This window comes from Nocardia pseudovaccinii, from assembly GCF_050942345.1.
GTDB classification, from domain to species: domain Bacteria; phylum Actinomycetota; class Actinomycetes; order Mycobacteriales; family Mycobacteriaceae; genus Nocardia; species Nocardia pseudovaccinii.
Window position 1 is genome coordinate 8939226 of the sequence record NZ_CP192074.1, and the last position, 15153, is coordinate 8954378.

Here is a 15153-nt window from a genome sequence, read left to right on the forward strand (position 1 = left end):
ATGCAACAGCGCATCTAGGACATGCGGACACAGAGGTGCCCGAGCAACCGCTCTAGTGTAGGCAAGGTCGCTACCAGGACAAAATCCGGGTCCGGCCCCTTACACTCACCCGCGTGCAGGATTGTCTCGCGACCGCGTTCGTGGGTCGCGAAGCCGAAGTAGCAACTCTGACGGCACTCGGACGGCGTGTGGTCGCCGGTCACGGGTGCGTTGTTCTGATCGAGGGCGAGCCGGGGATCGGCAAATCGGCGCTGTTGGAAGCGGCGCGAAGTCCGTTGGCGGCAGCGGGCCTGCACATCCGTGTCGGTGCGGCCGAGGAGTTGCGGCAGGGTGTGCCATTCGCCGGAGTGTGCTCCTGGCTGAACGACACGGGCACGACATCTGCGATCGACGCGTTGCGCAGCGGAGATCGCGTGGGCGATGTGGCGGCGACCCATGAACTCGCCATTGCCGAGGCGATTCTGGACCAGATCGACAGCTGGTGCGCGGCGGGCCCGATTGCCCTGGTCATGGACGATGTGCACTGGGCGGACCGTTCGAGCTCGGCGCTGTTGCACCGGCTCTGCACCCTCGTCGACGAGCTGCCGCTGCTGCTGGTGCTCGCGGCTCGGCCACTTCCGCACGATCCGGAATTCGCCGCCCTGTCGGCCGAACTGGTCGCACGGCAGGCCCCGATGCTGCGGCTCGGCGCGCTGCCCGACACGGATGCCGCGGAACTGGTGCGTCATCTGGTCGGTGCCGAACCGGGTCCTCGGTTGTTGGAAAAGGTGGCCGAGGCCGGTGGGAATCCGCTGCATGTCACGGAATTGGTGGCCGCTTTGGTGCGCGACGGGGCGATCAGGGTGATCGCCGACACTGCCGATCCGGCAGGCGCTGCCGTCGAGAACCCGTCCGCGTCGTTGGCCGAGGCGATTACCCAGCGGCTGGACTTCCTTTCCCGTCCGACGCGGGATGTGCTGCCGATGGCCGCGGCCCTCGGTCCGACCATTGATGTCGCGGACCTGGCGGTGGTGTTGAAGATCCCGATTCTGGATGCCTGGAGCGCCGTCACCGAGGCGCTGGACGGCGGGCTGCTCATCCGCGTCGACTCCGAGTTGGTGTTTCGGCACGATCTGATCCGGCACGCACTGGCCGATCGGCTACCTGCTTCACTGCGGTCGGATCTGCTCCAACAGGCCGGACAGGCGCTCCAGTCGACCGATGCGCCGATCGAGCGGGTTGCCTATTACTTGTGGGTCGCGGATCGCGAACTGGATAGGACCAGCCTCGATTGGCTGATCGGTGTCGCCGACAAGCTGATCGTTCGCGCGCCCGAACTGGCGAAACGATTGTTGAGCCGCGTCGCCGCCGCGCCGGATCTCGACGCTGGAATGCGCTCGGTACTGATCCGACTGAGAATTCATGCCCTGCTCTGGGATGGAAACGCCGCCGAGGCCGAATCGGTGGCGCGTGAGGCACTGCTCACACAGCCGGACATCGAACTTCACTGGCTGCTCGCCCAGATCTTTCAGGCCGAGGCCCGATTGACCGATGCCGTCGCGCTGGCCGAGGAGGTGCTGTCCACCAGGGAACTCGACGCCGAGGACGCCGCCCGTTTTCTCGGCATGTCCGGACTCGGCAATTTCTTCCTCGAGCGGTTCGCCGCGGCCGAGCGGGCCGGTCGGCAGGCCGTGACACTCGGCGAGAGCACCGGGAACCGGCTGGCCACCGGGTACGGGCTCACGGCGGTGGGCGCGGTGCGCTACACCCAGGGCCATCTCGACGAAGCGCTGGACCTGAGCGCGCGCATCCCGGCCCTCTTCGATGACGGAACCGGACCCGACCAATTCGATCCGTACGCCCTCTACGCCCATTGCCTGATCGAACTCGATCGGCTGAGCGACGCCGAGGAGGTTTTGCAGACGGCCATCGGGCGCAACCGCCGCTTCCGTGGCGTCTACTTGTCCTCGAACCTGGTGGCCAAGGCGCGGATGTATCTGGTGAGCGGGCGCTGGGACGACGCGCTGGCCGAATGCACGGCGAGTATGCAGACACCCGATGTACTCGGTTACGCGACCGTCGCGCACACCATTGCCGCGCTCATCGGAATTCGCCGCGGCACCTTCCTGCCGGACCCCGACGGCCTGCCCGCGCCGGACGATCGCCCGGGCAATATCGGCTACGCGCACTTGCATCCATGGGTCAAGGCGCTGAACGCCGAGGCTCGCGGCCGCCCCGACCAGGCACTGGAATTACTCGTCGACACACACCGTCGACTGGCCGACGGATTGGCCTCCGCCACACTGCATTACATCTTCCCGGACATCGCGCGCTTGGCCGCGGAAACCGGCGACGCGCATGCGGCCCGATCGGTGGTGGCCAGCGCGGATCTGCTCTCGAGCCGACAACCGACGGCATCACGAACCGGAACGGCCCTGCTGTGCCGTGGTCTCGCCGACTCCGATCCTGACGTACTCCGCACGGCAGCAAGCGCTTTCCGGCAATCAGGCCGCCCACTATTCGAAGCCCAAGCGCACGAAAACGCCGCCGTACTCCTCGCCGCAGCAGGACGCGACCCCGAGTCCCGCAACGCCCTGGACGCCGCGGTCGAACTGTATTCCGCTCTCGGCGCATCCTGGGATTGCGCCCGCGCGGTAGCCCGAGTGCGACCATACGGAATCCGCCGCGGCGTCCGCGGCCCCCGCAACCGCCCCAAATCCGGCTGGGCCGCCCTCACCGACACCGAACGCAAAGTCGCCACCCAAGTCGCCGAAGGCCTGTCCAACACCGACATCGCAGCCCAAATGTTCTTGTCCCGCCGGACAATTCAATCCCACGTGTCGAATATCCTCGCGAAACTCGATCTCCACTCGCGCCGGGAAATCACCACACCGCAGGCTCACTGAACCTCGGCTCGGTCGCCCACCCTCGCGTACTTTCGAAGCCGTCGCAGAGCCAATGAACACCTCGCACAGCTCACACCTATGCGAGGGTGATACCCGTTCTGCGGGAACGTCGTTGGTTATGCGGCACCGCCCAGCCGACAGTGGAGACCGCCGCAACCAGGGCAAATTGTCGCCCTGCGCGGCTAGTATGGCGCCATGTCGAGTCCGCGGATCGAGCGTCCCGACCTCCCGGAGTACATGACCTGGGAGGAGCTCGAGCAGCTACCTGAAGAGATCGCGGAGCAGATCGAACTCTGGAACGGGCGCGTCGTGTGGCTGCGACGCGGGCCCGCCGAACACCAAGCCTTCACCTTCGCGTTGACAAGCGCGCTCAAGAGCAGCGCCCGCAAAGCCATGACCGAACTGCCGCAACAGTGCTGGCGTGTGGACTTCGAGACGAATGTGTTCTTCGGCGACGCCGGAAAGTCCGATTTCGTCACACCGGACTTCCTCGCCTATCGCTGCCTGGACAAGCCCTACCAGGACATCCGCGCAGCGGACGTGATTCTCGTCGGTGAAGTCCTGTCACCCTCCAATTCCCAGACCGATATGGAAGAGAAAAAGGCGAGGTACGCCCAGGCCGACATCCCCTGGTATTGGGAGATCGCACTCGCCCGGGAAAAGAGCGAAATCGCCTACGTCCACGCGTACGCCCTCGCAACCGAGGTCGACCACCTCCCGCCCGGCGTTCGAGCCTTACACCCCGCGAACTACATCCTGACCGGCAAGTGGTCGCCCAACGATTCCGCCGCTATCACAATCAACTTCCCATTCCCCATCACCATCCCCTGGTCCGAACTCGAATTCTGAACCGCGGCAAGGGAATCGACACCCCTGGAAACCGGATGGGCGGGCACCGGAAACGCGCAAGGGCACGGCCTCCGGTGGAGGCCGTGCCCTTGTTCAGTTTCGTGCGGGTGCGCTCACAGGGAGCGCAAGCTCACCAGGAGCTCTTGTGCACGCCCGGGAGCTCACCGCGGTGCGCCATTTCGCGCAGGCACACGCGGCAGAGGCCGAACTTGCGGTACACCGCGTGCGGGCGGCCGCAGCGCTGGCAGCGGGTGTAGGCGCGAACGGCGAACTTCGGCTTGCTGTTGGCCTTGTTGACCAGTGCTTTCTTAGCCATGTGCTCAGTTCTCCTTGAACGGGAAGCCGAGGTGCTTGAGCAGGGCACGGCCTTCTTCGTTGTTGGTCGCCGTGGTCACCACGGTGATGTCCATACCGCGCGGGCGGTCGATGGAGTCCACGTCGATCTCGTGGAACATCGACTGCTCGCTCAGGCCGAACGTGTAGTTGCCATTGCCGTCGAACTGCTTCGGCGACAGACCGCGGAAGTCGCGGATACGGGGCAGCGCGATGGAGACCAGGCGGTCCAGGAACTCCCACATGCGGTCGCCGCGCAGGGTGACCTTCGCGCCGATCGGCATGCCCTCACGCAGCTTGAACTGCGCGATCGATTTGGTGGCCTTGCGGATCTCGGGCTTCTGACCGGTGATCAGTTCCAGGTCCCGGACCGCGCCGTTGATGAGCTTGGCGTCGCGCGCGGCGTCACCGACACCCATGTTCACGACGACCTTGACCACGCCCGGGATCTGCATCACGTTGGCGTAGTTGAACTCGCTGTTCAGCGCGTCCTTGATCTCGGCACGGTAGCGCGCCTTCAGACGCGGCTGAGTCTTCTCAGAGGTGGTCATGTCAGATGTCCTTCCCGTTCTTACGGGAGATCCGGACCCGCTTGCCGCTCTCCTCGTCCGTCCGGTAGCCGACACGGGTCGGCTTGCCGTCGGAGTCGACGACCATCACGTTGGACACGTGGATCGGAGCTTCCTGGGTCACGATGCCGCCCGAGGAGGCACCACGCTGGTTGGTGGAGTTGGCAACGTGCTTCTTGATCCGGTTCACGCCCTCGACCAGGACCCGGTTCTCCTTCGGGTAGGCCTGGATGACCTTGCCCTTGGCGCCCTTGTCCTTACCCGAGATGACGAGCACCGTGTCGCCCTTGTGCACCTTCATGTCAGAGCACCTCCGGAGCCAGCGAAACGATCTTCATGAACTTCTTCTCGCGCAGCTCGCGGCCGACCGGGCCGAAGATACGAGTGCCACGCGGGTCGTTGTCCGCCTTGATCAGCACGGCCGCGTTCTCGTCGAACTTGATGTACGAACCGTCCGGGCGACGACGCTCCTTGACGGTGCGCACGACGACGGCCTTGACGACCTCGCCCTTCTTGACGTTGCCGCCGGGGACAGCGTCCTTGACGGTGGCGACGATGATGTCGCCGATGCCGGCATAGCGACGCGACGAACCACCGAGAACGCGGATGCAGAGGATTTCCTTCGCACCCGTGTTGTCGGCGACGCGCAGTCGCGACTCCTGCTGAATCACTTCAGCCTCCTTGACCTGGATGTATACGCACGCCGGATTGCCGACCCGACGGGCATGGTCGTGTCACCACCCGAACGCGCGCCTGCCAGCGGTTTTCTCGATCGGATGGATCAACCACTGGGGGTTCGCGGCCGGATTGCGGGCACAGCTCCCGCAGGCAACCGGTTCAGTGTAGGGGAATCCCCAGGTCGGTCCCAAATCGGGGTCCCGCAGGCACAGGCTGAACTTCCCCTGTGAAACCCGCGTGGATCAGTGCTCTCGGGCCGTCCTGTTACTACCCTCGGAACAAGCAAGATCACCGGATGAGCTGTGCACATTCCATATCATCGCTGAATAGGGGGTTTCGTTGAGTTCGTCTGCGCGTCCCACCCGGCTCGGTCGTCGCACCTTTCTGATCGCACTCGGTGTGATTCCGGCCACCACCGCGCTGGTCTCCTGCTCGCGGGAGCAATCGGTGCGGCTCACCGGTGTCGACATGCGGGGCGAGGACCCGGCGATTCGGCCACAGGACGATCTGTTCCGCTACGTCAACGGCGGCTGGTTGCGCGATTATCAGCTGCCGCCCGACAAGTCGTCCTACACCACCTTCGACGAAGTCGGTGATCGGGTCGAACAGCAGCTTCGGGCCATCATCGACGGCATCCACGACCCGAAGGACGGGACCGCCGAGCAGCAGATCCGCGATCTCTACGACGCCCGGGTCGATCTGGCCGAAATCGAGCGGCTCGGCGTGGCCCCGCTGGCGGATCTGTTCGCGGCGATCGACGGCGCGGCGACCAAACCGGATCTGGCCAAGGTGATGGGCGGGCTGCCGATCGGCGGGCTCATCGGCTTGTCCGTCGGGGTCGATCAGAAGAATTCGGCCGAATACGTCGCCGACATCTCCCAGTCCGGTATCGACTCGAATATGGGCGAGCAGTATTACCGCAAGCCCGAATACGCCGAGCAGCGCGCCGCGTATCAGACCTATCTGCAACGCGTCGCCGCGGGCGCGGGCTTTCCCGATCCGGCAGGTACCGCCCAGCGGGTATTCGAACTGGAGACCAAGATCGCCACCGGGTTCTGGGACGATGTTCGACTGCGCAATCCCGATGCCGCATACAACCCGATGAGCTGGGCCCAATTGACCGCGCTCGCACCGCAATTCGATTGGGAGCCGTGGCTGGCGGGCAATACCGACCGACCGCGCGCACTGTTCGATCGCGTGGTGGTCGGTCAGCCGTCCTTCGTGACGACGGCCGGAAAGCTCTGGGCCGAGGTCGATATCGCGGCCTGGCGGGAGTATCTGCGCATGGCGGTGCTCAAACAGTTCGCATCGCTGCTGCCCAAGGCCATTGCCGATGCCGAATTCGATTTCGTCGGCAAGGTGCTGCAAGGGTCGCAGGAGCGTCCGGAGCTGTGGAAGGAGGGTATTGCGACCGTCAATGCGAACCTGAGCCAGCCGCTCGGGAAACTCTATGTGGACAAACACTTTCCGCCCGCGGCCAAAGAGCGCGCCTTGGCGATGGTCGCCGATCTCATATCCGCCTACCGCGCCGACTTCACCGATTCGACCTGGATGTCGCCGCCGACCAGACAGGCCGCCATCGCGAAGCTCGACAAAATCGTCACCAAGATCGGCTATCCGGACAACTGGATCGACTACTCGGGATTGACGATCACCCGCGGCAAGTTGATCGAATCCGTCCGCGCCGCACAGCGTTTCGAGACCAAGCGCGGTTTCGCGCGCCTGGGCACCCCGGTCGACAAGTCCGAATGGCGGATGCCGCCGCAGCTGGTGAATGCCCAGTACAACCCGAATGCCAATTCGATCTCGTTTCCGGCCGCCATTCTGCAGCCGCCGTTCTTCGACTCCCGTGCCGCGACCGCGGTCAATTACGGCGCGATCGGGGCGATCATCGGTCATGAGATCGGCCACGGCTTCGACGATCAGGGTTCGCGCTACGACGGTGACGGCAATCTGCGCGACTGGTGGACACCCGAGGACCGGACCGCATTCGAAGCCAAGACCAAGCAGCTCATCGATCAGTACAACGCGCTGGTCCCGGCCGGTCTCGACCCGAGCAAGCACGTCGACGGCGCGCTGACGGTCGGGGAGAATCTCGCGGATCTGCGCGGTCTCGGTATCGCCGTGGCCGCCCTCGGCATCGCCGATAAACGTGACGGCAAGGGCGACCCGGACAACCGCACGCTGTTCCTGTCCTGGGCCCGGATCTGGCGGGAGAAATCGACGAAACAGCACATGGAACTGCGATTGGCCATGGATCCGCACGCGCCCAACGAGTTCCGCTGCAACCAGGTGGTCCGCAATATCGACGAGTTCTACACCACCTTCGCCGTCGAACCCAGCGACAAGCTGTACCTGGCCCTGGACCAGCGGGTCTCGCTCTGATCCGACGGGCTGGCAACGCCGGAGACAGGTAGCCTCGGGCCAGCACTATCGCGCCTGACGAGGATGCGGCCACCGGCCGCATCGGGAGAGGAAATCCTCGTGACATCAACCGGTCGTCTCGGTCAGCTGGACCGTCGTGCCTTCCTGATCGCGCTCGGGGTGGTGCCCGCGGCCGTCGCTCTGGCCTCCTGCTCGAAGGATGAGCATCAGGTGCAGCTCACCGGGGTCGATCTGGGCGGCGCGGACGAGGCGATCCGGCCGCAGGACGATCTGTACCGGCATGTCAACGGCAAGTGGCTGCGGGAGTACCAGCTGCCGCCGGACAAGGCCGCGGTCGGCGCGATCAGCGATGCGAGCGATCGGACGCTGGATCAGCTGCGCGAGATCATCGAGGGTCTCGAGGATCCGAAACCGGGTTCGGAGGCGCAGCAGATTCGCGATCTCTACGACGCGCGCCTCGATGAGGCCGCGTTCGAAACACTCGGCATGACACCGCTGACCGATCTGTTCGCCAAGATCGATGGCGCGGCGACCAAACCGGATCTGGCCAAGGTGATGGCGGAGCTGCCCATCGCCGGGCTGATCGGTATCGGAGTCGGCATCGATCGCAAGGACTCCAATTCCTATATCCCCACCGTCAGCCAGTCGGGTATCACGCTGAGCGAGCAGTACTACCGCAAGCCGGAATACGCCAAGCAGCTCGCGGGCTACAAGACCTACCTCGAGAAGATGTCCGCGGGGGCTGGGTTCGCCGATCCGGCGGGAATCGCGCAGCGCATCCTCGATCTGGAGACCAAGATCGCGGCGGCGCATTGGGACAGCGTGCGCAATCGCAACACCGATGCCACCTACAACGTGATGGGCTGGCACGATCTGGTCGCGCTCGGACCGCAATTCGATTGGGATCCGTGGATGGCGGGCAATACCGATCGGCCGCGCTCGCTGTTCGACAAGCTCGTGGTGGCGCAGCCGTCGTTCGTGACCGCGGCCGCGCAACTGTGGGCCGATACCGATATCGCGCTGTGGCGAGAGTATCTGCGGGTCAACATCGTCGCGCAGTTCGCCCGATTCCTGCCCAAGGCGATCCGCGACGCGCGGTTCGATTTCGTCGGCAAGGTGCTCAGCGGACTCGAGGAGCGGCCGGAGACCTGGAAGTCCGGCGTCGGCGTCGTCGACGACAATCTCGGTGACCAGCTCGGCAAACTGTATGTGGACAAGCACTTTCCACCGGCCGCCAAGGATCGGGCCAAGGAGATGGTGGCCGACCTCATGGCCGCCTATCGGGAGAACTTCACCAATTCGACCTGGATGTCCAAGCCGACCAGGGACGCCTCGATCGTCAAGCTGGACAAGATCGAGGCCAGGATCGGATATCCGGATAAGTGGGACGACTACTCCGCGCTGAAGATCACCCGGGGCAAGCTGATCGAATCCCTGCGCGCCGTCAACGCTTTCGAATCCAAGAAGGCGTTCAACCGGCTCGGCACTCCGGTCGACAAATCCGAATGGGGTATGTCGCCGCAGACCGTCAATGCCTACTACTCACCCACCAGCAACCAGATCACCTTCCCCGCCGCTTATCTGCAGCCGCCGTTCTTCGACAAGGACGCGACGACCGCGGTCAATTACGGTGCGGTCGGCGCGACCATCGGGCACGAGATCGGCCACGGCTTCGACGATCAGGGTCGCAAGTACGACGCCAGCGGTAATCGCAGCGACTGGTGGACACCCGAAGACCTGGCCGCATTCGAGGCCAAGACCAAACAGCTGATCGACCAATTCGATGTGCTGGTGCCCGAGGGCCTCGATCCCAAATACCACGTCGACGGCGCACTCACGGTCGGCGAAAACCTCGCCGACCTGCGCGGCCTGCAGATCGCCGTCGAGGCCTATCGTATCGCCGCCAAGCGCGACGGCATCGACCCCGACTACCAGCAGATGTTCTTCTCCTACGCCCGCAGCTGGCGCGAAAAGCAGACCGAGGAATCAACCATCAGCCTGCTCCAGGACGTCCACGCCCCCAACGAATTCCGCTGCAACCAGATCGTCCGCAATATCGCCCAGTTCTACAACACCTTCGCCGTCAAGGAAGGCGACAAACTCTTCCTCCCCGAAAACCAGCGCATCACCCTCTGAGCCGGCGACCGACCTTCCTCGCTATCGGACCAAGTCCGCGAAGCTGATATCGCCCAGCACCACGTGCTCCAGTCGTACGAATCCGTCGCGATGCAACCGGTGCAGGCGGTATTCGGCGGCGTGGGCGTCGAGCCGGAACTCGCGGACCTCTTCGATGTCGTACTTGGTGTCGAGTGCGACGACGAGATAGAGCGGGATGCCCGCGCGGGCGTACTGCACCTTCTTGGCGAGCAGATCCTCGGCGGCGGTGGATGGCGAGGAAACCTGGATGACGATCAGAGCATCACCGGCCTCCGGTTTCGCACCCAGCTCCGGAAGGCACCGATAGACCGTGACATCCGGCCGCCGGAACGTGAATTTGGGTACCCGCCAGAGCACTACGTCGATATCGGTCTCGACTCGAATACACGGTTCGGTACTCGGCAACTGCTCCATGGCACCGGCCAGCCTGCGCGCCACGCGATTGTGCTCGGGTACCGGCGACTCACAGACGATCACATGCCCGTGTACGACCTCGATCTCGCGTGCTGTCGCCTCGGGCAGTTGACGGTATTGCTCCTCGGTCATCTCGTGCGGCAGATGGCCGGACGGGGCGATCGTCATGACGGAAGCCTACCCATTCGTCATGTCGAGAGCCCATATCGGCGGCAGCTGATCGACCGGCTATCCACCTTGCCGCTGCCCGCCGGAGCGAGGACGTCGGATCCGTATGAATAAGCCCGACATGCCGGGCTTATTCATACGGGAAGCGCTTCGAGGGGAATGGCTTGCGCCGCCGAGCGGCTGGGGTCAGAAGGCGCTGCCGGTGGAGGGCATGGGGAAATAGCCCGGCCAGCCCGGGTAGCCGAACCAGCCGCCGTAACCACCCCAACCGCCGTAACCACCCCAGCCACCACGACCACCCCAGCCGCCGTAACCGCCCCAACCGCCACGACCACCCCAGCCACCATGGCCCCAGCCCCCGTGGCCGTGGATGTCGTCGGCCTGATCCACCAGCACGATCGCCGGACCCTGGGTGTCGGTCGTATCGGCGAGCGCCGGACCAGCGACCGCGGCGATCGGGGCCAGGACCAGAGCGGAGGTGATGGCGATACGGGCGACCATGGGGCGGACGCGTCCGGCGGAACTCTTTTGATTCATCGGAACTAACCTCAATTCGGTATGCGTCAGTCGTGCGAAGACCCGCGTCCTCACGGGTTCGACGTCGATGCCTCCCGGACGAGAGGATCATTATTGACGTCATTTAACGTACCGCTAGATAGCGGCACGTTCAATAGGTTCACAACAGATGACATGACAGCAACCGGCAAGCCAGGGCGGTACGGCGATCAATGTAGGTTAGGCTGACCTTTGCTATTTCGGCTCGAAGAGAGCCGAGTCGAGGAATTCCTCGATGAAGGAGAGGGTGTCGATGGAGTCTGTACGGACGTCTCGTGGCTGGAAGCGGGCGGCGGTTGCCGTGCTGGCCGGTGCGCTGACCCTGGGTATCGCCGCCTGTGGGTCGTCGAGCGATGACGCGGAGTCCGGCGGTGGCGCACCCGTCACCATCAACCACGCACGCGGCACGACGACGGTACATGGCACCCCGAAAAAGATTGTCACGCTGGGGAATCAGTGGCTGGATTCGACGCTGGCGCTCGGCGTGACCCCGGTCGGCTATGTCGACAATGTCGCCTCGGTATCCAAGAGCACCCCGGCGTGGGAGCCGAAGTCGCTCGAATCGGCGAAAGCCTTGAATACCACCGGCAATATCGCCGAGCAGGTCGCGGCGCTGGAGCCGGATCTCATTCTGGTGGACGGATTCCTGGCCGACCAGAAGACCTTTGACGAGTTGTCCAAGGTCGCCCCGACGCTGCCCGCGCTCACCTCCTCGTCGATCCAGCCCTGGCAGGACCTGGTGACCACGCTCGGCAAAGTACTGCACAAGGAAGACGACGCGACCCGCGTGATCGCCGATGTGGACAAGAAGGTGGTGTCCATCGGCCAGGCCAATCCGGGTCTGACGGGCAAGACCTTCGCGAGCACCTGGTTGGCCAGCCCGGCCCAGCTGATGGTGCTGACCGATCCGAACGACGGGTCCAGCAAGATCTTCACCCAGCTCGGACTGTCCATTCCGAAGAACCTCACCGATCGGCCGTCGAATCAGGGCAGGCTGGCGCTGTCCCCGGAGCGGGTCGACGAGCTCACCGCCGATCTGCTGCTCGCGGGCTACTCCCCCGGTATGGACGAAAAGTACCGGCAGCTCCCCGGATACGCCGATCTGCCCGCGGTGAAGAAGGGGGCGGTGGTCTTCCTCACGGTTCAGGAGATCAGCGCCGTCAACCAGCCGACCGCACTGTCGGTGCCCTACCTGCTGAACAAGTTGGAGCCCGCCTTCGCCAACGCGGCGAAATAGGTTCAGCGCGCCGGAGATTCGAGGCCCGCACGCACCAGCGCGCTGGCCTTCGGCCATTCCGCGGCCAGAGCGAGCAGGTACCTGAGTTCATCGGTCCGGTCGCGCAGGTCGACCGGAGTGGCGCGACCGGACGCCGTCGCGGGTGACCCACCAGCAGCTTTGGCCTGTACCGCCCGCGCGATACACCGCGCGTATTCACGGATATCGGTGTGCGCCTCGACATCCGGTGCGTACGGCCGCAATTGCACCAGGGCGTCGCGGATTTCGACCGTCATCCGATACAGCCGTGAGGTGGAACCACTACTCGGCCGAGCCAGCACCACCTCGGGTACGGCATCGGTGAGCGCCCGCCACAGCGGGCGCAGTCGGCGACAGCACCGACCGGCCCGATCCAGCTCCGCCCGAAACAGCACCGCATTCCACAGCGGGATTCCGATCAGGCCCGCGAGTAGGACCAATGTCGCGTATGTTCCGATCACCCAGATCAGGCCCTGCTCATCGGGTCGAGTGCCGGTGGCCATCCGCACGAGCGCGACCACCGTCGCACTCACGGCATACCCGGCGACGGTCAGAAGTGCGCCGTAGGTCAATCGCTCCTTCGCCGTGATCCCCCCGGTACGCAACTCCCGCACGCAGGCCCGCGTCATCAGCATGCCGGACAAGGCGGTCGGCACCGCGGTAAGCGACCAGACCGTGAGTCCCCAATCTCGCTGCGGTGCCACCACTATGCCGACCAGCACAACAGCTCCGGCTGCCACGGCGATGCCGTCGTAGGTGCGCTGCCGCCGCACCGCGGTCCGCGTGTCCCCGCCGTCGAGCAAGCGGGCGAATCCGAATACATTCGACACCGCCAGCGCGCCGAAGATCGTGAACAGATCGAGCGCGAGATGAGCCCGGCCGAACCGGCCGACGCAGATGAAGACGAGCAGACCGACCAGATCCCAGGCCAGTGCGCGATTGATGAGCCGGTCGCTGAGGGTCTCGTCGACCAGGAACCAGCGGCCGATGGTGATCGCCGCGACGAATCCGACGATCACCACCACGGGCGCGACCGGCACCGAGTTCATAGCTCCAGACAGTAGAGTCCGAGCGCGGACCGCACCAACCGCGACTCAGCGCGCGGCGACGAGTTCGTCGGCCTCGGCGAGTTCGGCCAGTTCCTCCTCGATGTACTTATCGCCCGCGAAATACGAGGCCGCGGCGGCCAGGAACATCATCAGGGCGGCCGAGACGAACACCACGATCAGACCCGAGTGGAACGGTCCGGTGAGCAGATGCGGGAAGAACTCCTGACCGGTCAGGGTGTCCGCATTGACGCCCGGCTTGGCCAATTCGCCACTGGGGCCGAGCAATTCCTGGATCGGGTTGTAACCGAGGAAGGCGGCGAACATACTCGCGACGGGCGGCAGGTCGGCGAGTTGGGACGCGGCGCCCGCGGATACACCCTGGGCGCGCAGACCACTGTCGAGTGCCGAGGGCAGGCTCGCGGCGAGGCCGACGACCATGAGCGAGAAGAAGATTCCCATCGACAGCGCATTGCCGCCGTTGAACAGGGTGCCGCGCATACCGGATGCCGCGCCGCGCTGGGACGCGGGCACGCTCGACATGATGGCGGCGGTGTTCGGTGAGAAGAACAGTCCGCAGCCGATGCCGTTGAGCAGCACGATCGCGGCGAACACCCAGTAGTTGAAGTCGACCGGGATGACGAGCAGCAGCAGGAAGGTGAGTCCGGCCAGCGTTGCGCCGCCGGTGGTGAACCGGCGCGATCCGTAGCGGTCCGACAGCCAACCCGAAACCGGTCCGGCGGCAAGGAATCCCACGGTCAGCGGCAACAGATAGATACCGGCCCACAGCGGCGTCGATTCGTAGTCGTAGCCGTGCAGCGGCAACCAGATGCCCTGCAGCCAGATGATCAGCATGAACTGCATGCCGCCGCGGCCGATCGAGACCATCAGATTGGCGAAATTGCCGAGGCCGAACGCACGGTTGCGAAACAGCGACAGATGGAACATCGGCTCGGCGACCTTGGTCTCCACCACGCAGAACGCCGCGAGCAGGGCGATGCCGCCGAACACCGCACCGAGCACCCACGGGTTGGACCAACCGGTGGGATGTCCGCCATAGGGCTGGATCCCGTAGGTGATGCCGGTGAGCAGTGCGGTCAGGCCGAGGCCGAAGGTGATGGTGCCCGCCCAGTCGACCTTGCCCCTGGTGCGCATGCCCACCTCGTGCAGCGAGCGATAGGACCAGATCGAACCGATCACGGCGATCGGCACGCTGACCCAGAACACCGCGCGCCAATCCCATTCCGAGAGCACGCCGCCGATGATCAGTCCGAGGAAGGAGCCCGCGACCGCGGCGACCATATTGATGCCGAGTGCGGTACCACGCTGTTTGGCCGGGAAGGCATCGGTGAGGATGGCCGTCGAATTGGCCGTGAGCATGGCGCCGCCGATGCCCTGCAGCACGCGCCAGACGATGATCCACATCGCGCCCGAACCACCCTGGAACGGATCGAAGGACAGCGCGACCGAGGTCACCGCGAAGACCGCGAAGCCGAGGTTGTAGATCCGGACGCGGCCGAAGATATCGCCGAGCCGCCCGAACATCACCACGAGTACCGCGGTGACGAGCAGATAGCCCATCAACATCCACAGCAGATAGCCGACATTGCCCGCTTCCAGTGGATTCAGCCCGATACCTCGGAAGATCGCGGGCAGCGAGATCAGCACGATCGAGGCATTGACCGCACTGAGCAGTACACCAATGGTGGTGTTGGTCAGCACGATCCACTTGTAATGCGGGTGATCCCGGTCGTAGCGCAGGCGGCGGCGAATGGTCTGGACATCACCCAGATCGGCGGATGGAATCGTCACGGCAGCCCCTTGCTGATTGTTACCTCAGGAAACTATATAGTTAGCCG

At 64.6% G+C, this 15153-nt stretch carries 13 protein-coding genes; 5 read left to right on the forward strand and 8 right to left on the reverse strand.

Features of this window, described 5'->3' with window-relative positions; genetic code table 11:
- The first annotated feature begins 113 nt into the window (after positions 1–113).
- Both ACQPZ2_RS40330 and ACQPZ2_RS40335 read left to right on the forward strand, forming a co-directional pair.
- Positions 114–2885, forward strand: a complete 2772-nt coding sequence (locus tag ACQPZ2_RS40330; protein WP_433523170.1) for an ATP-binding protein — start codon at positions 114–116, stop codon at positions 2883–2885.
- 195 nt (positions 2886–3080) lie between these two features.
- Positions 3081–3734 (forward strand): Uma2 family endonuclease, encoded by a 654-nt coding sequence (locus ACQPZ2_RS40335; RefSeq protein WP_433523171.1) that lies wholly within the window; start codon positions 3081–3083, stop codon positions 3732–3734.
- A gap of 130 nt (positions 3735–3864) precedes the next feature.
- Here ACQPZ2_RS40335 and ACQPZ2_RS40340 read toward each other — a convergent pair whose 3' ends face one another.
- The 4 genes from ACQPZ2_RS40340 to rplN are packed head-to-tail and all read right to left on the reverse strand — an operon-like array spanning position 3865 to position 5307.
- Positions 3865–4050: a type Z 30S ribosomal protein S14 gene (locus ACQPZ2_RS40340; RefSeq protein WP_062983162.1), complete on the reverse strand. Its 186-nt coding sequence runs from the start codon at positions 4048–4050 to the stop codon at positions 3865–3867.
- Positions 4051–4054: 4 nt separating this feature from the next.
- On the reverse strand, positions 4055–4618 hold the full coding sequence (rplE, locus tag ACQPZ2_RS40345) for a 50S ribosomal protein L5 (RefSeq protein ID WP_062983164.1): 564 nt from the start codon (positions 4616–4618) through the stop codon (positions 4055–4057).
- 1 nt (position 4619) lies between these two features.
- Positions 4620–4937, reverse strand: coding sequence for a 50S ribosomal protein L24 (gene rplX / locus ACQPZ2_RS40350; RefSeq protein ID WP_062983172.1), 318 nt, complete (start codon positions 4935–4937; stop codon positions 4620–4622).
- Position 4938: 1 nt separating this feature from the next.
- Positions 4939–5307, reverse strand: coding sequence for a 50S ribosomal protein L14 (gene rplN, locus ACQPZ2_RS40355; RefSeq protein WP_040686591.1), 369 nt, complete (start codon positions 5305–5307; stop codon positions 4939–4941).
- A 346-nt stretch (positions 5308–5653) separates the two neighbouring features.
- Here rplN and ACQPZ2_RS40360 point away from each other — a divergent pair, with 346 nt between their 5' ends.
- Both ACQPZ2_RS40360 and ACQPZ2_RS40365 read left to right on the forward strand, forming a co-directional pair.
- Positions 5654–7699, forward strand: coding sequence for a M13 family metallopeptidase (locus ACQPZ2_RS40360; protein ID WP_433523172.1), 2046 nt, complete (start codon positions 5654–5656; stop codon positions 7697–7699).
- Between the two features lie 99 nt (positions 7700–7798).
- A complete protein-coding gene (locus ACQPZ2_RS40365; protein ID WP_433523173.1) occupies positions 7799–9835 on the forward strand; it encodes a M13 family metallopeptidase in 2037 nt (678 codons plus the stop codon).
- 21 nt (positions 9836–9856) lie between these two features.
- On the opposite strand, the gene ACQPZ2_RS40370 is transcribed toward ACQPZ2_RS40365, so the two are convergent.
- Positions 9857–10438 (reverse strand): Uma2 family endonuclease, encoded by a 582-nt coding sequence (locus ACQPZ2_RS40370; RefSeq protein WP_433523174.1) that lies wholly within the window; start codon positions 10436–10438, stop codon positions 9857–9859.
- Positions 10439–10624: 186 nt separating this feature from the next.
- Positions 10625–10975 carry a hypothetical protein gene (locus ACQPZ2_RS40375; protein WP_433523175.1) on the reverse strand — a complete coding sequence of 117 codons (351 nt, stop codon included), beginning with the start codon at positions 10973–10975 and terminating at the stop codon, positions 10625–10627.
- Between the two features lie 271 nt (positions 10976–11246).
- Here ACQPZ2_RS40375 and ACQPZ2_RS40380 point away from each other — a divergent pair, with 271 nt between their 5' ends.
- On the forward strand, positions 11247–12230 hold the full coding sequence (locus ACQPZ2_RS40380) for an ABC transporter substrate-binding protein (RefSeq protein ID WP_433523176.1): 984 nt from the start codon (positions 11247–11249) through the stop codon (positions 12228–12230).
- Positions 12231–12232: 2 nt separating this feature from the next.
- Here the strand turns inward: ACQPZ2_RS40380 and ACQPZ2_RS40385 are convergent, their stop codons facing one another.
- Positions 12233–13297 (reverse strand): MAB_1171c family putative transporter, encoded by a 1065-nt coding sequence (locus tag ACQPZ2_RS40385; RefSeq protein ID WP_433523177.1) that lies wholly within the window; start codon positions 13295–13297, stop codon positions 12233–12235.
- A gap of 45 nt (positions 13298–13342) precedes the next feature.
- On the reverse strand, positions 13343–15106 hold the full coding sequence (locus tag ACQPZ2_RS40390) for an MFS transporter (protein WP_433523178.1): 1764 nt from the start codon (positions 15104–15106) through the stop codon (positions 13343–13345).
- Between the last annotated feature and the right edge of the window lie 47 nt (positions 15107–15153).

Excerpts from the sequence above, each read along its gene's own strand:
- ACQPZ2_RS40335 (WP_433523171.1), top strand. The coding sequence starts at position 3,081 with ATGTCGAGTCCGCGGATCGAGCGTCCCGACCTCCCGGAGTACATGACC.
- ACQPZ2_RS40340 (WP_062983162.1), bottom strand. The coding sequence starts at position 4,050 with ATGGCTAAGAAAGCACTGGTCAACAAGGCCAACAGCAAGCCGAAGTTC.
- rplE (WP_062983164.1), bottom strand. The coding sequence starts at position 4,618 with ATGACCACCTCTGAGAAGACTCAGCCGCGTCTGAAGGCGCGCTACCGT.
- rplX (WP_062983172.1), bottom strand. The coding sequence starts at position 4,937 with ATGAAGGTGCACAAGGGCGACACGGTGCTCGTCATCTCGGGTAAGGAC.
- ACQPZ2_RS40370 (WP_433523174.1), bottom strand. The coding sequence starts at position 10,438 with ATGACGATCGCCCCGTCCGGCCATCTGCCGCACGAGATGACCGAGGAG.
- ACQPZ2_RS40375 (WP_433523175.1), bottom strand. The coding sequence starts at position 10,975 with ATGAATCAAAAGAGTTCCGCCGGACGCGTCCGCCCCATGGTCGCCCGT.
- ACQPZ2_RS40380 (WP_433523176.1), top strand. The coding sequence starts at position 11,247 with ATGGAGTCTGTACGGACGTCTCGTGGCTGGAAGCGGGCGGCGGTTGCC.
- ACQPZ2_RS40385 (WP_433523177.1), bottom strand. The coding sequence starts at position 13,297 with ATGAACTCGGTGCCGGTCGCGCCCGTGGTGGTGATCGTCGGATTCGTC.